This is a genomic window from Bacillus sp. I-2, from assembly GCF_001974945.1.
Lineage (GTDB): Bacteria > Bacillota > Bacilli > Bacillales > Bacillaceae > Bacillus > Bacillus safensis.
Genome location: NZ_LZRW01000022.1, coordinates 268,520 through 292,906, shown reverse-complemented (window position 1 = coordinate 292,906; position 24,387 = coordinate 268,520). Strand labels below are relative to the sequence as shown.

General features: G+C 43.0%; 25 protein-coding genes. 20 read left to right on the top strand and 5 right to left on the bottom strand.

The features are described 5' to 3' along the window. The first annotated feature begins 6 nt into the window (after positions 1-6). Together nikE and BAE31_RS07840 are read left to right on the top strand one after the other, a co-directional pair. Positions 7-822 carry a nickel import ATP-binding protein NikE gene (gene nikE, locus BAE31_RS07845; protein WP_041107856.1) on the top strand — a complete coding sequence of 272 codons (816 nt, stop codon included), beginning with the start codon at positions 7-9 and terminating at the stop codon, positions 820-822. A gap of 142 nt (positions 823-964) precedes the next feature. After that, positions 965-2,290 carry an MATE family efflux transporter gene (locus tag BAE31_RS07840; RefSeq protein ID WP_076840068.1) on the top strand — a complete coding sequence of 442 codons (1,326 nt, stop codon included), beginning with the start codon at positions 965-967 and terminating at the stop codon, positions 2,288-2,290. Positions 2,291-2,310: 20 nt separating this feature from the next. Here the strand turns inward: BAE31_RS07840 and yvfG are convergent, their stop codons facing one another. Then, a complete protein-coding gene (gene yvfG / locus BAE31_RS07835) occupies positions 2,311-2,526 on the bottom strand; it encodes a protein YvfG (protein ID WP_024423509.1) in 216 nt (71 codons plus the stop codon). Positions 2,527-2,596: 70 nt separating this feature from the next. On the opposite strand from yvfG, the gene rpoN reads away from it, so the two are divergent. Together rpoN and BAE31_RS07825 are read left to right on the top strand one after the other, a co-directional pair. Continuing rightward, on the top strand, positions 2,597-3,895 hold the full coding sequence (rpoN, locus tag BAE31_RS07830; protein ID WP_076840066.1) for an RNA polymerase factor sigma-54: 1,299 nt from the start codon (positions 2,597-2,599) through the stop codon (positions 3,893-3,895). A 172-nt stretch (positions 3,896-4,067) separates the two neighbouring features. After that, positions 4,068-4,805, top strand: a complete 738-nt coding sequence (locus BAE31_RS07825; RefSeq protein ID WP_041107850.1) for a FadR/GntR family transcriptional regulator — start codon at positions 4,068-4,070, stop codon at positions 4,803-4,805. A gap of 30 nt (positions 4,806-4,835) precedes the next feature. Here the strand turns inward: BAE31_RS07825 and BAE31_RS07820 are convergent, their stop codons facing one another. Then, positions 4,836-6,272, bottom strand: coding sequence for a sigma-54 interaction domain-containing protein (locus BAE31_RS07820; protein WP_056765766.1), 1,437 nt, complete (start codon positions 6,270-6,272; stop codon positions 4,836-4,838). A gap of 209 nt (positions 6,273-6,481) precedes the next feature. Here BAE31_RS07820 and BAE31_RS07815 point away from each other — a divergent pair, with 209 nt between their 5' ends. The 13 genes from BAE31_RS07815 (at position 6,482) to BAE31_RS07750 (ending at position 19,980) form a co-directional block, all read left to right on the top strand. Continuing rightward, positions 6,482-7,675 (top strand): ornithine--oxo-acid transaminase, encoded by a 1,194-nt coding sequence (locus tag BAE31_RS07815; protein ID WP_076840064.1) that lies wholly within the window; start codon positions 6,482-6,484, stop codon positions 7,673-7,675. A gap of 139 nt (positions 7,676-7,814) precedes the next feature. Continuing rightward, a complete protein-coding gene (locus tag BAE31_RS07810) occupies positions 7,815-9,188 on the top strand; it encodes an amino acid permease (protein ID WP_076840244.1) in 1,374 nt (457 codons plus the stop codon). Between the two features lie 309 nt (positions 9,189-9,497). Further along, positions 9,498-10,535, top strand: coding sequence for a sugar-binding transcriptional regulator (locus BAE31_RS07800; protein WP_076840061.1), 1,038 nt, complete (start codon positions 9,498-9,500; stop codon positions 10,533-10,535). 31 nt (positions 10,536-10,566) lie between these two features. Next, a complete protein-coding gene (gap, locus tag BAE31_RS07795; protein ID WP_007500174.1) occupies positions 10,567-11,574 on the top strand; it encodes a type I glyceraldehyde-3-phosphate dehydrogenase in 1,008 nt (335 codons plus the stop codon). 213 nt (positions 11,575-11,787) lie between these two features. After that, positions 11,788-12,972, top strand: a complete 1,185-nt coding sequence (locus BAE31_RS07790; RefSeq protein ID WP_024426073.1) for a phosphoglycerate kinase — start codon at positions 11,788-11,790, stop codon at positions 12,970-12,972. Positions 12,973-13,002: 30 nt separating this feature from the next. Next, a complete protein-coding gene (gene tpiA, locus BAE31_RS07785; protein WP_017359213.1) occupies positions 13,003-13,764 on the top strand; it encodes a triose-phosphate isomerase in 762 nt (253 codons plus the stop codon). Next, entirely contained in the window at positions 13,757-15,292 is a 1,536-nt protein-coding gene (gpmI, locus tag BAE31_RS19465; protein WP_024423499.1) for a 2,3-bisphosphoglycerate-independent phosphoglycerate mutase, read from the top strand. The genes tpiA and gpmI overlap by 8 nt, the downstream gene beginning before the upstream one ends. 30 nt (positions 15,293-15,322) lie before the next feature. Next, positions 15,323-16,615, top strand: coding sequence for a phosphopyruvate hydratase (eno, locus tag BAE31_RS19460; RefSeq protein ID WP_003212752.1), 1,293 nt, complete (start codon positions 15,323-15,325; stop codon positions 16,613-16,615). A 257-nt stretch (positions 16,616-16,872) separates the two neighbouring features. Further along, positions 16,873-17,142, top strand: coding sequence for a hypothetical protein (locus BAE31_RS07770; protein ID WP_041107838.1), 270 nt, complete (start codon positions 16,873-16,875; stop codon positions 17,140-17,142). A gap of 58 nt (positions 17,143-17,200) precedes the next feature. Beyond that, on the top strand, positions 17,201-17,968 hold the full coding sequence (locus tag BAE31_RS07765) for an ATP-binding cassette domain-containing protein (RefSeq protein WP_041107836.1): 768 nt from the start codon (positions 17,201-17,203) through the stop codon (positions 17,966-17,968). Then, positions 17,940-19,337 (top strand): hypothetical protein, encoded by a 1,398-nt coding sequence (locus BAE31_RS07760; protein ID WP_076840059.1) that lies wholly within the window; start codon positions 17,940-17,942, stop codon positions 19,335-19,337. Before BAE31_RS07765 ends, BAE31_RS07760 begins: the two co-directional genes overlap by 29 nt. After that, on the top strand, positions 19,334-19,702 hold the full coding sequence (locus BAE31_RS07755) for a metalloprotease family protein (protein WP_076840057.1): 369 nt from the start codon (positions 19,334-19,336) through the stop codon (positions 19,700-19,702). Before BAE31_RS07760 ends, BAE31_RS07755 begins: the two co-directional genes overlap by 4 nt. Further along, on the top strand, positions 19,699-19,980 hold the full coding sequence (locus BAE31_RS07750) for a hypothetical protein (protein ID WP_024426069.1): 282 nt from the start codon (positions 19,699-19,701) through the stop codon (positions 19,978-19,980). Before BAE31_RS07755 ends, BAE31_RS07750 begins: the two co-directional genes overlap by 4 nt. Positions 19,981-20,005: 25 nt before the next feature. Here the strand turns inward: BAE31_RS07750 and BAE31_RS07745 are convergent, their stop codons facing one another. After that, positions 20,006-20,470 (bottom strand): GNAT family N-acetyltransferase, encoded by a 465-nt coding sequence (locus BAE31_RS07745; protein ID WP_076840055.1) that lies wholly within the window; start codon positions 20,468-20,470, stop codon positions 20,006-20,008. A gap of 15 nt (positions 20,471-20,485) precedes the next feature. Further along, positions 20,486-20,950 (bottom strand): hypothetical protein, encoded by a 465-nt coding sequence (locus BAE31_RS07740; RefSeq protein WP_076840053.1) that lies wholly within the window; start codon positions 20,948-20,950, stop codon positions 20,486-20,488. Positions 20,951-21,069: 119 nt separating this feature from the next. Here BAE31_RS07740 and BAE31_RS07735 point away from each other — a divergent pair, with 119 nt between their 5' ends. Beyond that, positions 21,070-21,702: a MarC family protein gene (locus BAE31_RS07735; protein WP_076840051.1), complete on the top strand. Its 633-nt coding sequence runs from the start codon at positions 21,070-21,072 to the stop codon at positions 21,700-21,702. A gap of 55 nt (positions 21,703-21,757) precedes the next feature. Here BAE31_RS07735 and BAE31_RS07730 read toward each other — a convergent pair whose 3' ends face one another. Further along, complete coding sequence (locus BAE31_RS07730; protein WP_034280936.1) at positions 21,758-22,294, bottom strand: GbsR/MarR family transcriptional regulator; 537 nt, start codon at positions 22,292-22,294, stop codon at positions 21,758-21,760. A 268-nt stretch (positions 22,295-22,562) separates the two neighbouring features. Here BAE31_RS07730 and BAE31_RS07725 point away from each other — a divergent pair, with 268 nt between their 5' ends. Together BAE31_RS07725 and BAE31_RS07720 are read left to right on the top strand one after the other, a co-directional pair. After that, positions 22,563-23,711, top strand: a complete 1,149-nt coding sequence (locus tag BAE31_RS07725) for a betaine/proline/choline family ABC transporter ATP-binding protein (RefSeq protein WP_076840049.1) — start codon at positions 22,563-22,565, stop codon at positions 23,709-23,711. Positions 23,712-23,724: 13 nt separating this feature from the next. After that, a complete protein-coding gene (locus tag BAE31_RS07720; protein WP_024423488.1) occupies positions 23,725-24,378 on the top strand; it encodes an ABC transporter permease in 654 nt (217 codons plus the stop codon). The last annotated feature ends 9 nt before the right edge of the window (positions 24,379-24,387 follow it).

Genomic DNA, 24,387 nt, shown 5'->3' with positions numbered 1-24,387 from the left:
AGTCCCTTGCATTTATTAGAAGTGAAAGCAGTCAGTCATGCATACAACAGCCGGTCGTTTCTAATGAGAAAAAAAGGCGCAGCCCCTGTTCTGAAAAGCGTCGATTTAACTATTGAAGAAGGCACCTGCCTTGGGCTGCTGGGACAAAGCGGTGCAGGAAAAAGTACACTTGGCCGCATCATACTTGGTTTAGAGAAACCAAGAGCTGGGCAGGTGCTTTTTGAAGGTCAGGATGTCTATCGTGCAGATCAGCCAACACGTAAGCATTTTCGCCGGCATGTGCAAGCAGTGTTTCAGGATTCCTATTCCGCGGTAAATCCAAGATGGACAGTTGAACAAATTTTATCTGAACCGCTTGAAAACTATGAATCTATGAGCCGGAAGGAACGTAAAAACGTACTGATTCACTGGCTGGAAAGAGTTGGGCTCGGTGAAAAGGATTTGTCTAAATATCCGCACCAATTCAGCGGCGGCCAGCTGCAAAGGATCAACATCGCTAGAGCTTTATTGCTCCAGCCAAAGCTCATTGTACTTGATGAATCTGTCAGCAGCTTAGACATGGTGACGCAGGCTGTCATTTTAGATTTATTAGTAGAATTAAAGAAGGAGCTGGGTGTGGCTTACTTATTTATTACACATGATATAACAGCAGCCTATCACTTATGTGATCAATTGGCGATTCTTGATCAAGGAGAGCTTGCTGCCCAATTTCAATCAAAGGATGAATTTTTTTCATCAGAAAAGGAAGCGGTGCGGAAAATGAGAAATGCAATGCTCGCAGACCATCCTTTGTCACGAACGATTGGCAGACCGGTTCGGTAAATCTTCATTTTATCAATGCCTCAGCGTGTAGGTCTCAAGCTGAAAAAAAGACAAAGGGCGAAAAGAAAGATTTTAGCCCTTTGCAGGCAATCTGCGCCTCTTTTAGGAAAGAGGCTATTTTTCATGAAAGGCAGGTGGCAGTGTGAACCATCGAGCGTATTTGGCTTTGGCCATTCCTTTAACAATTTCAACGATGACCACCCCATTACTGGGAGCTGTTGATACAGCGGTTGTCGGTCAGCTCGCAAATCCCGCTTATATTGGAGGCGTTGCGGTTGGCAGTCTCATTTTTAGTACATTATATTGGCTGTTTGGTTTTTTGCGGGTCAGTACATCTGCTTTTGCCGCCCAGGCAAACGGTGCACAGAATGAGGAGCAGGGCGTTCTTGCTTTTCTAAGACCTTTTTTCGTTGCCATCATTGTCGGACTTTGTTTTATTGCCCTGCAATGGCCGATCATTCAATCTGCTTTTCTAGTGATCTCTCCTGATGCTGATGTCCGTCAATTCGCCGCAGACTATTTTCATATTCGCATTTGGGGAGCGCCATTTACTTTAATGAATTATGTCATATTGGGCTGGCTGATGGGGATGGCAAAAATGAAAGAAGCTCTTTCATTACAAATCTTGATCAATGTTATGAATATGGCCCTCGCATTTCTGCTTGCTCATGTGTTTTCGTTTGCAGTCAAAGGAGTTGCGGCTGCGACATTGATATCTGAAATAACCGCTTTTGTGTTAGGGGCATGGATCATCATGAAGCATTCGTCAAACGGATTCCAGATGCCTTCCATCAAGAAAATCATGGATACTCAGGCAGTGCAGAAAATGTTTCATGTGAATAAGGATTTGTTTATTCGTACGATCTGTCTGCTAGTGGTCATCAATATGTTTACGGCAAAAGGTGCTTCTTTTGGTACAGAGCTGCTGGCAGCCAATGCCATCTTATTTCAAATTCACTACATCATGGCTTATTTGTTCGATGGTTTTGCCAATGCGTCCAGCATCCTAGTTGGCAGATCAGTTGGTGCAAATGACCGCACCCTCTATGAAAAAACCATAACCCTTTCGAGGCAGTGGGCACTTGTCATGGCATGTGTCATTGCGGCGGTTTATTTTTTATTAAAAGAGCCGATATTGAGCTTGTTTACAAATCTCCCTCAGCTGCTAGATGTGACATTACGCTATGCAAACTGGCTCGTTCTTTTTCCGTTTGCGGCTTGTTTCGGTTTGGTCATTTACGGCGTATTTACAGGTGCGACAGAAATTGCCCCTGTTAGAAATTCGATGCTGTTTGCGATGATTTTGTTTATCGTCGTTCAAACCGCGGTCACGCCCCTTTGGCACAATCATGGCCTATGGTTTGCCTTTATCATTTATACTGTCGGGCGGTCTGGCTTTTTGATGATGTATAAATCGAGGCTGGATCAGAAACTTTTCGCATATGATAAACACCCTTTGTCATCTTGACAAAGGGTGTTCTTTTTCGTTCATTCGCTTTCTTTTTTCACCTTTTGATAGGCTTCATCAAGATGCTGAATTCGCTTCAATACAACCGCATTTTTGGTCAGCTGGTCTTGAACAAGCGTTGACACCACTGAGCGGTAATAGGCATTCATGGCATGAACCTTGTCTTCATTTTGGTTCATGGCGATGTGCTGCTTCAAGTTGTCGACAAAGTATGGAACGGAAAAAAGTTCAGACATAGAAATCACTCCTATTTCGTATATACGGTCCGTCAATCTTCATGTAAAATGATGAGAGGGAGGGGAGACAATGAGCCTTAAACTGCAACAAGAACAGGTATTAAAGCAGGTGCTCACACCAGAACTCAGGCAGGCCATTACGCTGATGCAGCTGAATTGCACAGAGCTCGGCGAGTATCTTGACCAGTTAGCACTTGAGAACCCTCTGATTGAGCGGAAAGACACGGACAGCTATCAACCAGTTTATCATAAAAAATCACACGATCGAATGACAGAGCCGTATCGAACGCATCAAAAAGAAAGCCTGCAAATGTTTTTAAAAAGACAGGCGATTGATTTAAATTTAAGTGAAAAGAATCAAAGAATCTTCCACTTTATGATTGAGTCCATTGATTCCAATGGCTATCTAAATGAACCGATTGACGCAATGGCAGCTGTCTTAGAGGTGCCAGCTGAAGAAGTAGAAGCTGTCCTTCATCAGCTGCAATCGCTGGAGCCTGCCGGGATTGGCGCAAGATCATTGCAGGAATGCATCCTCCTTCAGCTGAGAAGGAAAAAGAAGCGCTGGTATGAAGCCGAGCTGATCATCGAAGAACATTTCTTTCTTTTTGCCAGAAAGGCTTGGAAGGAAATTGCGGCGAAAACAGGTGTTTCAATGAAAACACTACAGGTGGTACAAGATGAAGTGTCTCAGCTTGAACCAAGACCAGGTCTTCATTTCTCATATGATGAAGAGCATGTGTATATAGAGCCTGATGTGACGATTACTGTGATGCAGGATCACATCACATTTGAGCTGAATCAGCGCGCTTTTCCAGACGTTGAAATGAATGAAGGCTACTTCGCCATGATTCAAGATCAAAAGCGGCATGAAGCATATGCGTACTTAAAGGAAAAAGAGCAGCAGTACAATTGGCTTGTCCAAGCGCTGAAGCAAAGAAAGCAAACGATGACTCATGTCGTTCGTGAGATTATCTCACATCAGACCGATTTTTTCCTAACAGGGAAACATAAAATGAAACCGCTTACGATGAAGCGGATCGCAGATATACTGCAAGTCCATGAGTCAACAGTCAGCCGGACTGTAAAAGGGAAAATGGTGCAAACCCCTTATGGTCTTATGGAAATGAAACAGTTTTTCCAAGCGAAATTAGAAGGGCATTCGCTAGAAGAGGCGTCCAGCTACACAGTCAAAACGCACATTGCAGAGCTCATCCAAACGGAAAACAAGAAAAAACCGTATTCAGATCAGCAAATCATGACGCTGCTTCAGCAAACCTTCGGCATCCGCGCGTCGCGCAGAACCATTGCGAAATATCGCGAACAAATGAATCTTCCGTCCTCTACGCTGCGGAAGCGATACGATTAAAAAGAAGTACTTGCCAGAACATGGCACGTGCTTCTTTTTTTGTTGAAAGCAAGGCAGCCCGAAGATTTCTTGAAAATTAAAGAGGGGAGACGTGTGATCGGAAATTTTGGGGTAAAGTATAAGATAGGGCATGAGCCGATAAGGATAGACAACAGTGATGAGGTGAGACCAATTGAAATATAAACAAATCAAAACGAAAAAAATATATGAAGAAATTGCGGATGCATTAATTGAATCCATTCGTACAGGTGAGCTTCTTCCGGGGGAAAAATTAGATTCGGTTCAAGCGCTCTCAGAAAGCTTTCAAGTCAGCCGTTCTGCTGTAAGAGAGGCGCTGTCTGCTCTCAAAGCGATCGGATTAATAGAGATGAAGCAAGGGGAAGGTACATATGTGAAGCAGTTCGATCCTGAGCAGCTCACATTTAGTCTGTCTCCTGCATTTTTGATGAAGCAGCATGATATCACACAGCTCCTTGAATTAAGATCCATTATTGAGACGGGTGCTGTTAAAAAGGCAGCGCTGCTCCGAACGGACGATGACCTTCATGAGCTGCGTGAGGCACTTGAACAAATGAAACTCGCAGAAGCACATAAAGAAACTGGTGAAGAAGCAGACTTCTCCTTCCATCTCTCCTTAGCAAAAGCTTCAAAGAATGATTTATTAAAGGCGTTAATGAATCAGGTCTCCACCTTGCTGGTAGAAACAATGCGGGAAACGAGAAAAGTCGTCTTATTTTCAAGGAAAGCCTCCATTCGGCAGCTTTACAAAGAACATGAACACATTTACAAAGCCGTCATGGCAAGACAGCCAGAAGAAGCAGAAAGAGCGATGCTCACGCATTTAAAAAATGTAGAAAAACTGCTGAGTGATGTGAATCAAGAACAGGCAGGACAGTCAGAACCACAGTAAGCTGTGCCGAATGAGGGCACAGCTCTATTATTAACGAGAAATATGCAGTTTTTTCATGCGATATTGCAGACTTTGCCTGCTCATGCCCAATAACTTTGCAGTCTGTGAAATATTATCGTCCATTTTTTCTAAGTAATGGACGATGTATTGTTTTTCGAATCGTTCCATTTGGGTTTGAAAATCAGTCGTATGTTCTGGGCTTGTATAAATAAACGTGTCAGCTGCGGTATGCTGTAAAGGGTTCGTCTGTAATTGCGCTGCAGGACGGCCTTCCCTATGTTTAAATCTAAAATGATATGGAAGGTGATGCATGCATAAGGAATCCTCATCCATCATCATATTCATCCCCGCTTCAATCACATGCTCCAGTTCTCGTACATTACCCGGCCAATCATACGCTTGAAAAAGGGCTAGTACCTCTTCGTCAGCCGCCTTCACCTTCATTTGAAACAGCTCATTATATTTTTGAATAAAATGACTGACAAATGTAGGAATGTCTTCTTTTCGTTCAGAAAGCGGCGGAATAAATAAGGTGACAATACCCAGCCGATAAAATAAATCCTTTCGCATGCGTCCGCCTGCGATTGCATCAACAGGATCCTCATTCATATTGGCAATGACTCTTACATCAACAGCGATTTCTTTTGTGCTGCCAAGCCTTCTCACACGTTTCTCCTGTAATACGCGCAGCAGTTTTGCTTGAAGACCAGGATTTAATGAGTTGATCTCATCAAGCAGCAGTGTACCTCCCTGCGCCTGTTCAAATAAGCCGGGCTGATCAGTTGCGCCTGTAAAAGCCCCTTTTTGTGTACCAAAGAGCAGACTTTCAATGAGATTATCAGGCAGTGCCGCGCAATTCTGGGTAATAAATGGTCCAGATGACCGGCTGCTGCCGTTATGAATACTTTGCGCAAATAGTTCTTTTCCTGTCCCTGTTTCTCCAACAATGAGTACATAGGAAGAGGTGCGTGTCGCTCGTTTTGCATGCTCAATCACCTCTAAAAACGCAGGGCTTTGTCCAATAATGGAATCAAAGGTAAAGCGCGTGCTTCCTTTTTTCTTCATATTGTGGTGGATCAGCCGTTCCAGCTTGGTCACATCATTCGAAATTTCAACCGCTCCTTGGATGAGGCCGTCTCGAACGAGCGGGTATGTATGATTAATCGTTGTGATTTCTTTTCCGTTGTAATTATGATACGTCTGCTTTGCATGAACGGTTTGTTTCCCGGTACGCAGCGCTTGGACAAGCGTACTGTGCATTTCGTCTTGGAAGACGAAGAGATCTAATACATTTTTATGGAGAACATCAGAGCGTTTCAAAGACTCAATCTCCATCATTTTTTTATTATAAACAACAGTATTGCCATTCTCGTCAATTGCATGAACCCCGACATCTATTAAATCAAGCATTTGTTTATACAGATCAATCTCATTTTCCAGCTTTGCAGTATACTGATCTTCTTTCATTGAAGCACCTCCAGACCTTACCTCTATTTTACATGAAAAATTTTGCGGTTTCCTCTGAAAAATTTGGCGTATGCAAAGATATTTTGCATAAAGAGCCAGATCAATCACCGACATGATGCGGGCAGAAAGTTGGCACGATCCTTGCATATTATATGTGTGAAGATGAACCTAATGAAAAAGAGGCTAGCTTATAGAAGGAGGAATAGACGATGACACAGACAAATGAATTGATTCAACAAACCGAACAATACGGTGCGGCAAACTATCATCCGCTGCCAATTGTGATTTCAGAGGCTGAAGGAGTTTGGGTGACAGACCCTGAAGGCAATCGATATATGGATATGCTGAGTGCGTATTCTGCAGTGAACCAAGGCCATCGCCATCCCCGCATTATTGAGGCACTCAAAAAACAGGCAGACCGAGTGACACTGACCTCAAGAGCTTTTCACAATGATCAGCTTGGCCCTTGGTATGAGAAAATTTGTCAACTCACGAATAAAGAGATGGCACTTCCGATGAATACTGGCGCTGAGGCTGTAGAAACAGCTGTCAAAGCAGCAAGACGCTGGGGCTATGACGTCAAGGGAATCGAAGACAATCGCGCAGAAATCATTGCGTGCGTCGGTAACTTCCATGGCAGAACGATGACGGCTGTTTCCCTTTCTTCTGAAGCAGAATATCAAAGAGGTTTCGGTCCAATGCTTCCAGGCATTAAACTGATTCCTTACGGAGATATTGAAGCGTTACGTGAAGCCATCACACCACAAACAGCAGCCTTTCTGATCGAACCTATTCAAGGAGAAGCGGGAATTGTCATGCCGCCAGAAGGCTTCTTGAAGGAAGCGAAGGCGCTTTGTGAAAAAGAACATGTGCTGTTCATTGCGGATGAAATTCAGGTCGGATTAGCACGAACAGGCAAGATGTTTGCATGCGACTGGGAAGATATTGAGCCAGATATGCTGATTCTTGGGAAAGCTTTAGGCGGCGGTGTATTCCCAATCTCGTGTGTGGTAGCAAACCGCGATATATTAGGTGTGTTTAACCCTGGATCTCACGGCTCTACCTTCGGCGGAAATCCTCTTGCGTGTGCGGTGTCACTGGCTGCACTGGATGTCTTAATCGACGAAAACCTTGCAGCGCGTTCTATGGAACTTGGCGAATACTTAAAAGACAAACTCACGCGCATTCAAAGTCCTGTCATCAAGGAAGTGCGCGGCCGCGGATTATTTATCGGCATGGAGCTGACAGAAGCAGCGAGACCTTTTTGTGAGAAGCTGAAACAAGCAGGACTGTTATGTAAGGAAACCCATGAGACCGTCATCCGCTTTGCACCGCCTCTCACGATATCTAAAGAAGATTTAGACTGGGCGATTGGTCATATTGAAGCATTATTTCAAGCATAAATGTCAAAGGGGGAGAAACCTTCACTTTCTCCCTTTCTCTTTCAACGAACAGCGAATTTTGTCAAAGGATGATGAATAGAAGAGTGAAAGTGGGGAAGCGGATTTGAACCAAGAACAGCATAATGAACTAGAACGTTCCATGAAAAGCAGGCATCTCTTTATGATTGCCTTAGGCGGCGTCATTGGTACTGGTCTTTTCCTTGGGTCAGGACTCATTATCCATCAGGCTGGACCCGGGGGAGCCATTCTGTCCTTTATCATTGGCGGATTGTTAATGTATTTGGTGATGCTCTGTCTTGGAGAATTAGCAGTGGCGATGCCGACAGCGGGTTCCTTTCAGGAGTATGCAACAAAATATATAGGTCCGTCCACAGGCTTTATGATCGGCTGGCTTTATTGGTTTAGCTGGGCATGTACAATAGGACTGGAGTTTACGTCAGCAGGCATTTTGCTCCAAAGGTGGTTCCCAGATATCCCTGTTTGGCTTTGGTGTCTTGCATTTAGCGTGATTTTATTTGCCGTGAATGCCATCTCAGCTCGCAGCTTTGCTGAAACCGAGTTTTGGTTTTCAGCCATTAAGGTCGCTGCCATCCTATTATTTATTATCATTGGAATTGGCGCAATTTTCGGAATGATTCATCTGAAAGATGGAGAACCAGCCCCTCTATTTCGTCATTTGACGGATCATGGCGGACTATTTCCTAACGGCGTTTTTGCTATTTTATTAACCATGGTCACGGTCAATTTCTCCTTTCAAGGAACAGAACTTGTAGGGATTGCAGCAGGAGAGAGTGAAAATCCTGAAAAAACATTGCCGCGATCTATACGAAATATTATTTGGAGAACGATGGTCTTTTTCGTTTTATCCATTGCGGTTCTGGCCGCGCTTCTTCCGTGGCAGACAGCAGGCACTGTCGATAGCCCGTTTGTCGTCGTTCTGGACAAGGTCGGTATACCGTATGCTGCAGATATTATGAATTTTATCATCATCACAGCCGTCTTATCTGTAGCAAACTCTGGATTATATGCATCATCACGTATGCTTTGGGCGCTGTCGAAAGACGGGAAAGGACCTGACTTTACGAAAAAGCTGTCCAAGCGTAAAATTCCGATCAATGCACTATTGGTGACAATGGGCGTATCTGCACTATCTCTGCTGACAAGTGTTGTGGCACCAAAAACGGTGTATGTGTGGCTCATTTCTATTTCTGGTATGGTTCTTGTTGTGGTGTGGATGTCTATTTGCTTGTCTCAGTATTTCTTTAGAAAACAATTCATAAAGGCGGGCGGAAATGTAAAGGATCTCGTCTTCCGAACACCGCTCTATCCATTTGTCCCATTAGCAGGCTTTATCGCATTTGGCATTGTCCTCATCAGCTTATTTTTTATCGAGGATCAGCGGATCGGTCTTTATTGCGGAATTCCGTTCATGGCTGCCTGCTACATTATTTATTATCTCAAAATCAAACCGAAGGAAGAGGCAAAACAGTTTGGAACCATCACAAAAACATAAGCAAATCCTGAAAAAAATGTGCATGCTCATATCACCAGCATGCACATTTTCCATCGTGAATACATTCTATATAAAAGAAAATAAATATTTTGAAAAGAAATATCATAGCAAGAACCTTGATGACAAGCAGGTTATCGGTGAAAATGTGTCTATTTTTTGTCTAAATGTGTTTGTAAGAGTTGAAAATGCAAGATTATCCTGTTAAAATAATTAAAGAAAGCAGGGATTGATTTTTTTTGGCTGTGGCGGGACGTTTTTTGTCACAGTGGGACGTTTTTGGTCCAATGTGAAAAGAAAGGGTCGTTAGCCATGAATCATTTATTGGAAGCTCAAAAAAAATTATTGCCAGATCTTCTCATTGTTATGCAAAAACGCTACGACATTTTGCAGTACATCAGATTAGCTGAACCAATTGGCCGCAGAAGCCTTGCGACGAGTCTTGGTCTCAGCGAGCGCATCTTACGTGCTGAAGTTCAGTTTTTAAAAGAACAAAATCTGCTGGATGTCAAAACGAGCGGCATGATGCTGACGAGTGAGGGTCACGCTTTGCTTGAAATGCTTGAAGGAATGATGAAGGACGTTTTAGGTTTAACCTTTTTGGAAAATACATTAAAGAGAAAGTTAGGCCTGGAAGAAGTCATGGTCGTTTCTGGTGACAGTGACGAATCCCCGTGGGTGAAGCAAGAAATGGGAAGAGCTGCTGTCCAATGCATGAAAAAAAGGTTTACTGGAAATAATATCGTCGCCGTCACTGGCGGAACGACGATGGAAGCCGTTGCCGAAATGATGACCCCTGATGCCAAAAACCGCGATATGATGTTTGTCCCTGCGAGAGGCGGTCTTGGGGAGAATGTAAAAAATCAGGCAAACACCATTTGTGCCCACATGGCTGAAAAAGCTTCCGGTACTTACAAACTGCTGTTTGTTCCAGGGCAGCTGTCAGAAGGTGCTTACTCTTCCATTATTGAAGAGCCGTCCGTCAAAGAAGTGCTTCAAACGATTAAATCGTCCACGATGCTTATTCATGGTATTGGTGAAGCAAAAACAATGGCGATGAGACGAAATACACCAGCTGAAGATTTAAAAAAAATTGATGAGCATGACGCAGTGACAGAGGCCTTTGGCTATTACTTTAATCGTGATGGTGAGGTCGTACACAAAGTGCACTCCGTCGGTATGCAGCTAGATGATCTAGAAAGCATTCCACACATCATTGCTGTTGCAGGTGGATCATCAAAGGCGGGGGCGATTGAAGCTTATTTCAAAAAACCGCGCCGAACGGTTCTCGTCACAGACGAAGGAGCCGCAAAAGAGTTATTAAGGGAGTCAATTGATCCCTCAATATAAAACATTGTGACCTATAAAAGGAGGAAACATCATGGCAGTAAAAGTCGGTATTAACGGATTTGGACGTATTGGACGTAACGTATTTCGTGCAGCATTAAATAATCCTGAAGTTGAGGTAGTAGCGGTTAACGATCTAACAGATGCTAACATGCTTGCACACCTTTTACAATATGACTCTGTTCACGGAAAACTAGATGCAGAGGTTTCTGTAGACGGTACAAACTTAGTAGTGAACGGTAAAACAATCGAAGTATCAGCTGAGCGTGACCCTGCGAAATTAAGCTGGGGTAAACAAGGCGTAGAAATCGTTGTTGAATCTACTGGATTCTTCACAAAACGTGCAGACGCTGCGAAACACTTAGAAGCTGGCGCTAAAAAAGTCATCATCTCTGCTCCTGCTAACGAAGAAGATATCACAATCGTTATGGGTGTAAACGAAGACAAATACGATGCAGCTAGCCACGATGTCATCTCTAATGCATCTTGTACGACAAACTGCTTAGCACCATTTGCAAAAGTACTTAACGATAAATTTGGTATCAAACGCGGTATGATGACAACTGTTCACTCATACACAAATGACCAGCAAATTCTTGATCTTCCGCACAAAGACTACCGTCGTGCTCGTGCAGCTGCGGAAAACATCATCCCAACTTCTACAGGTGCTGCGAAAGCTGTTTCACTTGTATTGCCTGAACTTAAAGGTAAATTAAACGGTGGCGCTATGCGTGTTCCAACACCTAACGTTTCTTTAGTTGACCTTGTTGCTGAATTAAACCAAGATGTAACAGCTGAAGACGTAAATGCAGCACTTAAAGAAGCAGCTGAAGGAGAACTTAAAGGAATCCTTGGCTACAGCGAAGAGCCATTAGTATCTGGTGACTACAATGGTAATGCAAACTCTTCAACAATCGATGCTCTTTCTACAATGGTAATGGAAGGCAGCATGGTGAAAGTAATCTCTTGGTACGATAACGAGAGCGGATATTCTCACCGCGTTGTTGACCTTGCAGCTTACATTGCAAAACAAGGTCTTTAATTTCTCACACTGAAGGAACTCACTTGGTTCTTTCCTAGAGACACGATATAATGAAGACGGACAAGGGAAGGGGAAGCATCCCTTTCCCTTTTTCTCTGTTTTTATCCGTTCTGCACGATTTCTCGTTTTGATGAGGGCAAAATGGGAAAAGGATAAAGAGAGTCTTGTCCAATGCGTAAGGAAACCAGAATAAAGGAGGATCTCCTGACGAGCATGAATAAGAAATCAGTAAAAGACATTGACGTAAAAGGTAAAGTTGTGTTCTGCCGCGTAGATTTTAACGTTCCGATGAAGGACGGAGAAGTGACGGATGATACTCGTATCCGCGCAGCATTACCAACAATTGAGTATTTAACAGGACAAGGCGCAAAGGTACTGCTAGCTAGTCATTTGGGTCGTCCGAAGGGTCAAGTTACTGAAGAACTGCGTCTGACACCTGTGGCAAAACGTCTGCAAGAGCTTCTTGGAAAAGAAGTGAAAAAAGCAGATGAAGCTTACGGCGACAACGTGAAAAAGCAAATCTCTGACTTAAAAGAAGGAGATGTGCTAGTGCTTGAAAACGTTCGTTTCTATCCTGGTGAAGAAAAGAACGATCCTGAATTATCTAAAGCATTTGCTGATTTAGCCGATGTGTATGTCAATGATGCGTTCGGTGCTGCACACCGTGCACATGCATCGACAGCTGGTATTGCAGCTTATCTTCCGGCTGTTTCAGGCTTCCTCATGCAAAAAGAGCTTGAGGTTTTAGGGAAAGCCATTTCAAACCCTGATCGCCCATTTACAGCGATTATCGGCGGCGCAAAGGTAAAGGATAAAATCGGTGTGATTGAAAGTCTTCTTGATAAAGTGGACAACCTCATCATCGGCGGCGGACTTGCTTACACATTTGTGAAAGCACTAGGCCACGAAGTAGGGAAATCTCTATTAGAAGAAGACAAAGTCGATTTAGCGAAATCCTTTATGGACCGTGCAAAAGAAAAAGGCGTGAACTTCCTGATTCCAACAGATGTTCTGGTAGCCGACGACTTTTCAAATGATGCGAATACAAGCATTGTGCCAATCTCTGAAATTCCAAGTGATCTAGAAGCACTTGATATTGGAACAGAGACAAGAGAAAAGTATGCTGATGTTATTAAAAACAGCAAACTTGTTGTCTGGAACGGACCAATGGGTGTATTTGAAATCGATGCATTCGCTAAAGGAACAAAAGCTATCGCAGAAGCACTGGCAGAAGCAAAAGATACATATTCTGTCATTGGCGGTGGAGATTCAGCAGCAGCTGTTGAGAAATTTGGTCTTGCCGATCAGATGAGCCATATTTCTACAGGCGGCGGCGCTTCACTTGAATTTATGGAAGGCAAAGAACTTCCTGGTGTTACTGCATTAAACGATAAATAAGACCAAAACTGCTATAAGGAAGTGTCAATCATGAGAAAACCAATTATAGCTGGGAACTGGAAAATGAACAAAACACTTGGCGAAGCAGTCAGCTTTGTTGAAGAAGTCAAGTCATCTATTCCATCTCCTGACAAAGTGGAATCCATTGTCTGTGCGCCAGCTCTTTTCCTTGAAAAGCTAAACAGCCTATCAAACGGAACAGACCTTAAAATTGGTGCACAAAACATGCACTTTGAAGAAAATGGCGCATTCACTGGTGAAATCAGCCCTGCTGCTCTAAAAGATCTAGGCATCGGCTATTCAGTGATTGGGCATTCAGAGCGCCGTGAATTCTTTGCGGAAACAGATGAAACAGTGAACAAAAAAGCTCATGCTGCATTCAAGCATGGCATCGTTCCAATCATTTGTGTAGGTGAAACGCTTGAAGAGCGTGAAGCTGGCAAAACAAATGAACTTGTCGCTGATCAAGTGAAGAAAGCACTAGCTGGTTTAACGAAGCAGCAAGTTGCTGAATCTGTGATTGCATATGAGCCAATCTGGGCAATCGGTACAGGAAAATCTTCTACAGCGAAAGATGCAAACGACGTTTGCGCACACATCCGCCAAACCGTTGCAAGCGAATTTGGTCAAGAAGCGGCAGACAGCCTTCGCATTCAATATGGCGGAAGCGTGAAGCCGGCAAATATTAAAGAATATATGGCAGAATCCGATATTGACGGTGCTTTGGTAGGCGGCGCAAGCTTAGAACCTCAGTCTTTCGTTCAATTATTGGAGGAAGGTCAATATGAGTAAGAAACCAGCTGCATTAATCATCTTAGACGGGTTCGGTTTAAGAGGCGAAACAGTCGGTAACGCTGTCGCACAAGCAAAAAAACCGAACTTTGACCGCTACTGGAACGAATTTCCGCATCAAACCTTAACGGCTTCAGGTGAGGCAGTAGGTCTACCGGAAGGTCAAATGGGGAACTCTGAAGTTGGGCATTTGAACATCGGTGCAGGACGCATTGTGTATCAAAGCTTAACAAGGGTGAATGTTGCCATTCGTGAAGGGGAATTTGAGAAAAACGAAACGTTCCTAGATGCAATGACGTATGCAAAAGAGAATGACAAGGCGCTTCATTTATTTGGACTCTTGTCAGACGGCGGTGTGCACAGTCACATCCAGCATCTTTTTGCCCTGCTGAAGCTGGCGAAAAAAGAAGGCTTAACAAAGGTATACATTCATGGCTTCTTGGACGGACGTGATGTTGGTCAGAAGACAGCCAAAGTGTACTTGAAACAGCTGGAAGAACAAATCAAAGAAATCGGTGTTGGTGAAGTGGCAACACTTTCTGGACGCTATTACTCAATGGACCGTGACAAACGCTGGGATCGTGTGGAGAAAGCGTACCGCGCGATGGCGTATGGTGAAGGCCCAAGTTATCAAAACATCTATGATGTCGTTGATGACTCCTATGAAAATGGAATCTACGATGAATTCGTTATTCCATCTGTCATTACAAGAGAAAATGGTGAGCCGGTTGCCAAAGTAAACGACGGCGACTCTGTGATTTTCTATAACTTCCGTCCAGACCGTGCCATCCAAATCTCGAACACTTTCACAAATGCAGATTTCCGCTCGTTTGACCGCGGAGAAGCTCATCCGAAGAATTTACACTTCGTCTGCTTCACACACTTCAGTGAAACGGTTGATGGCTATGTTGCCTTCAAACCAGTGAATTTGGATAACACAGTAGGAGAAGTGCTTTCTCAAAACGGCTTGAAACAGCTGCGGATTGCTGAAACAGAGAAATATCCTCACGTGACGTTCTTTATGAGCGGTGGACGTGAAGAAGAATTTCCTGGTGAAGACCGCATCTTAATCAATTCACCAGATGTAGCAACCTATGACCTCAAGCCGGAAATGAGTGCTTATGAGGTAAAGGATGCACTTGTTGCAGACATCAATGCTGACAAGCATGATGCGATCATTCTGAACTTTGCTAATCCGGATATGGTTGGTCATTCAGGTATGCTTGAGCCAACAATCAAAGCCATTGAAGCAGTAGATGAGTGCTTAGGAGCTGTAGTCGACGCAATCCTGGCAAAAGGCGGACATGCCATCATCACGGCGGACCACGGTAACGCAGACGTGCTGATTACCGAAGAAGGAAAGCCGCATACTGCACATACAACGAATCCTGTACCAGTCATCGTGACGAAAAAAGGTGCGACGCTTAGAGAAGGCGGCATTTTAGCTGATCTATCTCCAACGCTTTTAGACTTACTTGGTCTTGAAAAACCAAAAGAGATGACAGGAACATCATTAATTCAGAAATAAAAAAATTGATTCAAAAGGAGAGAAATAACGATGCCATACATTGTTGACGTATATGCACGCGAAGTATTAGACTCTCGCGGTAACCCAACAGTTGAAGTAGAAGTTTACACAGAATCTGGCGGCTTTGGCCGTGCGCTTGTTCCAAGTGGTGCTTCTACTGGTGAATATGAAGCAGTAGAACTACGTGACGGAGACAAAGACCGTTACCTTGGAAAAGGTGTTCTGACAGCTGTAAACAACGTAAACGAAATCATTGCACCAGAGCTTTTAGGCTTTGATGTAACAGAACAAGTAGCGATTGACAAAATGTTAATCGAACTTGACGGAACAGAAAACAAAGGGAAATTAGGCGCAAACGCAATCCTTGGCGTATCTATCGCTGTAGCACGTGCGGCTGCTGATTTCTTACAAATTCCACTTTATCAATACCTTGGTGGATTCAACTCCAAAACGCTTCCAGTACCGATGATGAACATCGTCAACGGCGGAGAGCATGCGGATAATAACGTAGACATTCAAGAATTCATGATTATGCCTGTAGGTGCACCGAACTTCCGTGAAGCACTTCGCATGGGCGCTCAAATCTTCCATAGCCTGAAATCTGTATTAAGCGCAAAAGGCTTAAACACAGCTGTAGGTGACGAAGGTGGATTCGCTCCAAACCTTGGTTCTAACGAAGAAGCACTTCAAACAATCGTTGAAGCGATCGAAAAAGCTGGCTTCAAACCAGGTGAAGAAGTGAAGCTTGCAATGGATGCTGCATCTTCTGAGTTCTACAACAAAGAAGACGGTAAATATCATTTATCAGGCGAAGGTGTTGTGAAAACATCTGCTGAAATGGTTGACTGGTATGAAGATATGGTATCGAAATACCCAATCATTTCTATCGAAGACGGCCTTGATGAAAACGACTGGGAAGGTCACAAACTATTAACTGAGCGCCTTGGCAGCAAGGTTCAGCTAGTAGGCGATGACTTGTTCGTTACAAATACGAAGAAGCTATCTGAAGGAATCAAAAACGGCGTTGGTAACTCAATCCTGATCAAAGTAAACCAAATCGGTACATTAACTGAAACATTTGATGCAATCGAAATGGCAAAACGCGCAGGATACACAGCTGTGATCTCTCACCGTTCTGGTGAAACTGAAGACAGCACGATTGCAGACATCGCTGTTGCAACAAACGCTGGACAAATCAAAACAGGTGCTCCGTCTCGTACGGACCGTGTGGCGAAATACAACCAATTACTTCGCATCGAAGATCAATTGGCTGAAACAGCACAATATCACGGCATTGCAACATTCTATAACTTGAATAAATAATGTCAGCTATGCGCTGCGTTCCGCTCTTTCATGAGAGCGGGACGCAGCGTTTTTTTGTGTTGAGTGAAATCCGCTGGCTAATTCATTTGACTTATCCTATTTCTGTAAAAAATCCTCCTTCAGTTAGAGAAGAAGCCAAAATCCCCTCCATTTATAAGCACTAAATCATGAAAAATCGACTAAAAATATGATCTGAAATGAACTTATGCTTTCTGTAAGGAGGTGGTATCATTTTACATATATTAGGGGGTGATGAGATGCTGAATCCTTTTAGCCTTCGTTTTCCAGTAGGTGTGTATATGTATGTCCTTCACCTGTTGGCGGCATATGATGAAAGGAAGCAACGAATTCTAACTTCTAAGAATGTACAGAAAAACGCATTTTGGATTTATGTCCTTGCCGCTATATTGGGCATTATTTCACTTGGAGCATTGATTTGGGCATGCAAGACCTTTGGACGGGGCTCCAAATTTTTAGGAGAGTTCAAATTATTAGGCATGTACGTTAAAATCCAGTGCGGTTATTAACAGGGATGAGAACAGATGCAAGGTCATCTGTTCTATCTGAAACAAACGGAGGGATATGATGCTGACATTACGATTAAAAGAAAAAACATATAGCCGCACCTTCTCTCTCCGTAATATTCAAATGAATGTCGAGAAAGGGCAGATGCTGCTGCTTTTAGGGCATAATGGTGCGGGAAAGACGACGATGATCCAATCCATGTTTGGGCTGACGCCATTTAAAGGATGCGTCACTTTACATGGTAAACAGCTGAACCTTCAATCCTCAGAACATATCTCCTTGTTGAAAAAACATGTTTCCTATATTCCTGACGAGCATTCGTTGTTCAATTATTTATCACCTAGGGAATACTTTCAATTACTTCAGCTGCCAAATGAGCAAGATGTCACACGGGAGGAGACGTTCATCGAACTGTTTGAGCTGGGTTCATATATGGATCAGCCTATCGCTCAGCTGTCTCATGGCAATCAAAAGAAAACGCAGATCATTTCCCAGCTCCTCAGGCCATGTGATTATTATGTGTTCGATGAGCCAACGAACGGACTTGATCCAGATATGATGATCATCTTAAAAAAGGTGCTCATGAAGCTGAGAAATCAAGGCGCTGGCATTCTCATTTCAACCCATCATTTGAGCTTTGGTGATACGCTTTATGACCATCTCATGATCTTAAGAAATGGTGACGTCAAGCTGGATATGTCCCGCCAAGAAACGAATCAGACATTTCCTCATCAGGCACTTGAAGAGATTTATAAAGAAGTGAATCGAGATTACTATATGCAGGTGGAGAGGTTACTCAATGATCTGGACACGACACGTTCTTCATAAAATAGAATGGGGAATGCTGACAACGAAAGGAAAGCAGCTCGCAAAAAAGTACCCTATACAGCTTCTCGCAGCCGCGGCTTTTTTCTTGCTCATGTACGCGATATACGTCGTTATCAGCCTGCGCTTTTTCATGCAGGCAGGAGAAAGTGAGCCGGCTACTCTATACCTCCAATTGATGAAAATGACGCTTTTACTTTTAGGTGCAGCTATTTTGTTATCCCGCAATAAATTAAAGCGCCAGGAATATCAATTCTACTTTTTGAATAGTGCGATACAAAGTGTGTCATTTGTCCTTTGTGTGTATTTCTTTCCGATGCTCTTTTGTTTTCTCATGGTAGGACTGCTTTTTTTACCGATTGTCTTAGGCCTTTTGATCAGCGGTGTTACGCCATCTTTGTATTGGATTACGGCTGTATGCATGACTTGCTGTGTACTGGCGCTGCTTGCACTTGCTTCTTGGATGGTGATGCGGATTGCTGTGAGCCATTTCGTATCAAAAACAAAAGAGCATTTGCTGCTGCAAACGCTCGGCTTTGCGGTGCTGAATCTATTGGTGTTTCTCCTTTTGAAAAAAGCAATGGAGATGATCCGTGTATGGCCATCAGTCTATCTCATATTTCTGGTGATCCTTCTAAGCGCTGGCTGGCTATGGCTGAAGGGGTTAGCGGCTTCTTATGTCCATCAGATGTTTTTGCAGCTGAAAACAGAGGTAAAGTCATTTTCTTACAAGAAAATCAGAACGCAATCTTCCTTTCTGACGCACCTGCGGCAGGAATTGGTCTATTTCAGCCGGTCAGCTGTTTTTAAAGAACAGGGCATTTTGTTTCTATTTCTCGTTTGTTTGACGGCGGGGCTGCCATTTGTTTTTACACCGGTAGAAACCGGCTGGCTGTATGCCTTTATTGTGCAGTATGCATTAAAGGAAATATTGATCATGCTACCGCTGATGATTGGCAGAGAATATCATATGAATCAAAGGGCCATTTTTATGTTAAATACATCAAAGAGTGTTTATTTATTGTCGAGAATTTTATTTTATTACGCTATTAATTTGTTGACATATTTTGTGTTTATTTGGCTTGCATCTATGGTGATAGGCATTGAAAGTGAAGGGCATGGCCTCGCAAGTTTGTCCATTTTGTTGATCACTGCCATGGCGGCCTGTACAGGGTTTATCGTGAAGATCAGTGAGTTTAATAAACTGTTTGTCATCGTGATGATGATTGCTGTATTCAGCTTCATCGATATGCTTTTATTGAAGTGGCTTTCATCAGATGTGTATCTTCTCGCTACTGCTTATCTGCTAGGTTCACTTGCATTTTATAGCTGTATATATTCGGTCATGTTAAAGAGGCCTGTCTTGCGATGATAGAGCTTGTGTGTAGTTTCCTAGCGGTTGTGGTGATACATGAACTCGGTCATATGCTGATGATCATGTTGTGTAACAAAATCGAAAAAAGGCCGCCCTTTGATTTTGTGGTCACGATTGATTGGAAGCATGTGGCGGTCGTCCATGAAACGTTTGGCCGGCCGAGCTTCAATATGATGGTGGCACTTGCAGGGCCGCTGTTTCCGGTGCTTTGTTCGATTGTGCTTTTTATGATATGGAAGCATCCTGTCAGTCATCAGCTGCTGTTTTTTTCTTTACTAAATACGGTGATGCTGCATCCAGCTTGCCCTGACGGAAAAAATATTACAGCCAGTTTAAAAGAGATGAAGGAGAGAAAGAGATGATCAAAGTATTTCATTCGTTTTCCAGCGGTATAACACTTGCGATGCTGTATGTATTTGCTGTGTTTATGACGCCTGTTTTTTTACTGCTGCTAGAGGTCAATCATGTTGAATCAAGCCCAACATTGTTTGGCATGCCATTTTATATCATGAAAATTGAAGAGTATCAATTCAGCTCAGAGGCGACGCTCTTTGGATGTGTGGTTTGCTTTTTAGCTGGCGCCGTGCTCTATTTCTTCATTCAATATGTGAAGCATGTGGTAAAAAAGCGCAGAACATAAAAAAGCAGACGGACGGAACAAAACATCAGTCTGCTTGCAAAGTGAGTGACAGCCGTACCATATCCATACACTGAATGCCATTTTCAAAAATCGGTTCATCATAATGCTTAAGAAAGAAATCGTGGTCAATAGATGTCATGCGGAAGCCGCATTTCTGATAAAGTGCGAGCTGCTGAATGCTCGAGTTGCCTGTGCCGATTTCAACCGTGTGAAAACCTGCGGCTTTCGCTTCAGCAATGGCATGGCGGATCAGCTGCTTCCCAATTCCTTTTCCTTGCCATGATTCCTTCACGGCGACATTGATGATTTCGACTGTATGCTGAGCCAGAGATAAAAGCACATAGACGCCAATAACGTCCTGTTCATGATACGCGGCATAACAAGAGCCGGATTGCACATAAGTAAGAACCTTTTCCTTGGAAGGATCAGCTAAGAGTAAAAGATCCATAGGGACGGATTGATCACCTGACAAAGGCCGAATGTGTATCATATTTTTTCATCCTTTCTATTCTTTAATATACCCTTGTTTCACACCCCAATCATATTGATCCTGTACCCATTGTGAGGGAGGATTGTGGGTGACATTTGGGTCTTTTTCGACAGTTGGTTTCCTTGCGGCCTGTGCTTTCTGCTTATTCGCTTGAGCAGTGGCTTTTGCTGCTGTCAGCTCTCTTTGAAGCTGCTCGATTTTTGCCTCAAGTATTTTACGCTGCTTGACTTCTTTTTGATAGGCTTTCTTTTCGTTTTTGAGCTTTTTCGACATGGTAGACAGTTTCTTTTTTTGATCTTCGTTTTTATGTTTCATATCCGCTTGATCTGATTTCAACTGCGAAAGCTGCTCAGTGTTCGTTTTGCTTTCATGCTGATGTTTTTCCTCTGCTGCTTTGATGGTCTGCTGCTGCCAGACCATCCAGCCGGCTGCGCCTAAAACCGCAACAGATAGAAGGACGATGGTGATCGTTTTCTTCATGTGTGATTCCCCTTTCAATAAAACCTCTATTAACATCGGTTACATATATACAGGTTTTAACATCACAAGGGAATATTCACATCAGATTGGCAGACACTATGAAAAAAGGAGGGTGTCTGTTGATTTCCTTTATGATTCATGTCGTGGTTTCATTATTTGCTGTATCAAACCCCATTGGAAACGTGCCTCTTTTTATCACCTTAACAGAGGGATATACAGAGAAAGAACGCTCCCAGACAGCCAAAAAAGCCATTGTGGTCTCTTTCATCATTCTGATTGCCTTTCTATTGGCAGGCAGGCTCATTTTCAAATTGTTTGGGATCGATATTCATGCACTCCGCATCGCCGGAGGTATTTTTATTTTTGGTATCGCTTACAATTTACTGAATGCAAAGGAGTCACATGTCCAAAATCCTCATTCTGAGGAAAAGGCAGAAAGCAAAGAAAAGGCGGATGTCTCCGTTACGCCGCTGGCGATTCCGATCATCGCTGGTCCCGGTACAATCGCTACAGTGATGAGTTTAACCCCGGGAAGTCAAGGGATGCTTCACATGTTTGCGATTTTAATCGGCATTGTCATCGTTCTGGCGATGACCTTTTATGCCTTTCATTATTCAAGTTTCATTATGCGGAAAATGGGGAAAACAGAGATGAATGTCGTGACGCGGTTAATGGGATTAATTCTTGCTGTAGTGGCAGTTGAGATGATCGGCGCAGGCTTAAAAGGAATGTTCCCAATGTTTATGCAATAAGTGTATATAAAAAAGCTGTTTTTTTCTACAATGATGTAAAATAAAACAGCTTTTTTTAAGGTTTCGGCACATGCTTAAACACTTCTTCACTTTCAAAGAATTCAATTAAGCGGCTAATCCAATCATAGTAATCAAGACTTTCCTTGATTTCTGAAAGAAGCAGATTGATTTTATCCTCTGTCTCTTCTGGCAGGTCGTCCTGTTCAAGCAGCTCCAGCAATTCCTTGCACGTTTTCTTATGTGCCTTGCGGTTTTTGCTGACAACTCGGGACCAATTGGCTGCAAATAAGGAAATAAACGTTTGGTATTGATCTTGCTCAACGTCATATAGATCTTTACGTATTCCTTTTTCATAAACCTTTTCCGCAATATTCAAATCAAGCATTTCTCGAACGACCTGACTCATTCTCGTTTTGCTCATGCCTGTCGCTTCTGATAGCTCTCCAAGCGTCATTGGTTTACGGTTCATGTGAATGATACCAAGCACTCTACCTACTGTAGAAGAAAGACCAAAGGCATTCATGTTCTCGGCAGCTTTTTCAATATAATGATCCTGTGCTTTTTGAATGGCGCCTAACGCTAGCTTGTCCACTCCCCGATTCATCCCTTCACGACTGACAATTTGTAACACAATATATCATATACCTGTTTGTTGATGAAAACAATAAATATTGAGTATTTGCTCGTAATTTGGAGGAAAAAGGAGAGATCTCTATCTATCAGGCCGTTAACTAAAAATTTTAAATAAATGTTATGCAATACAAACACATCATAAACTTTTTATTTTATAAAGTTTGCACTATAATAAATAAGGTGTAAATTTTCTGAAAATATTGATCCGACTAATGGAGGTGTCTCATTTGCTGAAACTAGAGAATGTATCTAAGACGTATAAGGGCGGAAAAAAGGCTGTCAAAAATATTGATTTAGAAATAGCAAAAGGAGAATTTATTTGTTTTATTGGACCGAGTGGCTGTGGTAAGACAACAACCATGAAGATGATCAACCGACTCATCGAACCTTCCTCAGGAAACATCTTCATCGAGGGAGAAAACATTATGAAAAAAGATCCAGTTCAATTAAGAAGAGAAATTGGCTATGTGATTCAGCAAATTGGACTGTTCCCCCATATGACCATCGCACAAAACATTTCACTTGTTCCGAAGCTGTTAAAATGGCCGGAAGAAAAACGAAAAGAACGGGCACGTGAACTGCTGAAGCTTGTCGACATGGGACCGGAATATTTAGAGCGCTACCCTCATGAACTCAGCGGAGGACAGCAGCAGCGCATTGGTGTTCTTCGCGCACTAGCAGCGGAACCCCCTCTGATCCTCATGGATGAGCCGTTTGGCGCACTTGATCCAATCACACGGGATTCATTGCAGGAAGAATTTAAGAAACTGCAAAAAACGTTAAATAAAACCATCGTATTCGTCACACATGACATGGACGAAGCTATTAAACTAGCTGATCGAATTGTGATTTTAAAAGATGGAGAGATTGTCCAAGTAGGTACGCCTGACGATATTCTGCGGAACCCAGCCAATGAATTCGTAGAAGAATTCATCGGCAAAGAACGTCTGCTTCAATCAAATCCGAACATGGAACGTGTAGAACAAATGATGAACACGTCACCAGTCACCGTTACAGTTGAAAAAACATTAACAGATGCCATCTACATCATGAGAGAAAAGCGGGTCGATTCCTTGCTTGTAGTAGATGAACATCATGTGCTAAAAGGCTATATCGATATTGAAACAATCGATGCGAACCGCAGAAAAGCAGCTTTCGTTGGTGATATTTTAAATACAGAGTTCTATACCGTACAAGAAGGCGCACTTCTAAGAGATACTGTCCGGAAAATCTTAATACGCGGCATTAAATATGTACCAGTTGTGGATGCAGAAGGGCACTTAAAAGGCATTGTGACACGTGCAAGTCTTGTAGATGTTGTGTACGACTCCATTTGGGGAGACGATACGCCGGCGGCTGTCACTGAAATGAAGTAAGGGAGGTGTACACATGGATCAAATCATCGACTTTCTAGAGAAAAATGGTGGGGAACTCCTCACAAAAATGTGGGAGCATTTATATATTTCCTTAATTGCTGTTGTGCTTGGTATTCTTGTTGCCGTTCCTTTAGGCGTGGTTCTCACACGAATGAAACGAGGCGCAGGTTTTATCATCGGTGTCGTGAATATCTTTCAAACACTCCCTAGTTTAGCGATTCTTGCCTTTTTTATTCCTATTTTGGGGGTTGGGAAAATACCTGCAATCGTTGCTCTCTTTTTCTATTCGGTTTTACCTATTTTAAGAAATACGTATGCCGGGGTCCAAGGTGTGAACAAAAACTTGCTTGAATCCGGTAAAGGAATCGGGATGACAACATGGGAACAAATTCGTCTTGTTGAACTCCCGCTTGCTGTACCGGTCATTATGGCAGGTGTCAGAACGTCAACGATTTATTTGATTGGCTGGACAACACTTGCAGCCTTTATTGGTGGAGGCGGTCTAGGTGACTACATTTTGATTGGACTTCAGCTGTATCAGCCGGAATTTATTATTGCGGGTGCGATACCAGTCACAATTTTAGCAGTCATCATCGACCTATCATTAATGAAGCTGGAGAAAAAAGTAACACCAGAAGGCTTAAAAGGATTGAAGGAAGTTTCATAAGGAGTTGGC

Excerpts from the sequence above, each read along its gene's own strand:
- BAE31_RS07760 (WP_076840059.1), top strand. The coding sequence starts at position 17,940 with ATGATCTGGACACGACACGTTCTTCATAAAATAGAATGGGGAATGCTG.
- BAE31_RS07790 (WP_024426073.1), top strand. The coding sequence starts at position 11,788 with ATGAATAAGAAATCAGTAAAAGACATTGACGTAAAAGGTAAAGTTGTG.
- gpmI (WP_024423499.1), top strand. The coding sequence starts at position 13,757 with ATGAGTAAGAAACCAGCTGCATTAATCATCTTAGACGGGTTCGGTTTA.
- BAE31_RS07810 (WP_076840244.1), top strand. The coding sequence starts at position 7,815 with ATGAAAAGCAGGCATCTCTTTATGATTGCCTTAGGCGGCGTCATTGGT.
- BAE31_RS07755 (WP_076840057.1), top strand. The coding sequence starts at position 19,334 with ATGATAGAGCTTGTGTGTAGTTTCCTAGCGGTTGTGGTGATACATGAA.
- BAE31_RS07815 (WP_076840064.1), top strand. The coding sequence starts at position 6,482 with ATGACACAGACAAATGAATTGATTCAACAAACCGAACAATACGGTGCG.
- BAE31_RS07765 (WP_041107836.1), top strand. The coding sequence starts at position 17,201 with ATGCTGACATTACGATTAAAAGAAAAAACATATAGCCGCACCTTCTCT.
- eno (WP_003212752.1), top strand. The coding sequence starts at position 15,323 with ATGCCATACATTGTTGACGTATATGCACGCGAAGTATTAGACTCTCGC.
- BAE31_RS07820 (WP_056765766.1), bottom strand. The coding sequence starts at position 6,272 with ATGAAAGAAGATCAGTATACTGCAAAGCTGGAAAATGAGATTGATCTG.
- BAE31_RS07740 (WP_076840053.1), bottom strand. The coding sequence starts at position 20,950 with ATGAAGAAAACGATCACCATCGTCCTTCTATCTGTTGCGGTTTTAGGC.
- BAE31_RS07745 (WP_076840055.1), bottom strand. The coding sequence starts at position 20,470 with ATGATACACATTCGGCCTTTGTCAGGTGATCAATCCGTCCCTATGGAT.
- tpiA (WP_017359213.1), top strand. The coding sequence starts at position 13,003 with ATGAGAAAACCAATTATAGCTGGGAACTGGAAAATGAACAAAACACTT.
- gap (WP_007500174.1), top strand. The coding sequence starts at position 10,567 with ATGGCAGTAAAAGTCGGTATTAACGGATTTGGACGTATTGGACGTAAC.
- BAE31_RS07800 (WP_076840061.1), top strand. The coding sequence starts at position 9,498 with ATGAATCATTTATTGGAAGCTCAAAAAAAATTATTGCCAGATCTTCTC.
- rpoN (WP_076840066.1), top strand. The coding sequence starts at position 2,597 with ATGAGCCTTAAACTGCAACAAGAACAGGTATTAAAGCAGGTGCTCACA.
- BAE31_RS07720 (WP_024423488.1), top strand. The coding sequence starts at position 23,725 with ATGGATCAAATCATCGACTTTCTAGAGAAAAATGGTGGGGAACTCCTC.
- yvfG (WP_024423509.1), bottom strand. The coding sequence starts at position 2,526 with ATGTCTGAACTTTTTTCCGTTCCATACTTTGTCGACAACTTGAAGCAG.
- BAE31_RS07770 (WP_041107838.1), top strand. The coding sequence starts at position 16,873 with ATGCTGAATCCTTTTAGCCTTCGTTTTCCAGTAGGTGTGTATATGTAT.
- BAE31_RS07750 (WP_024426069.1), top strand. The coding sequence starts at position 19,699 with ATGATCAAAGTATTTCATTCGTTTTCCAGCGGTATAACACTTGCGATG.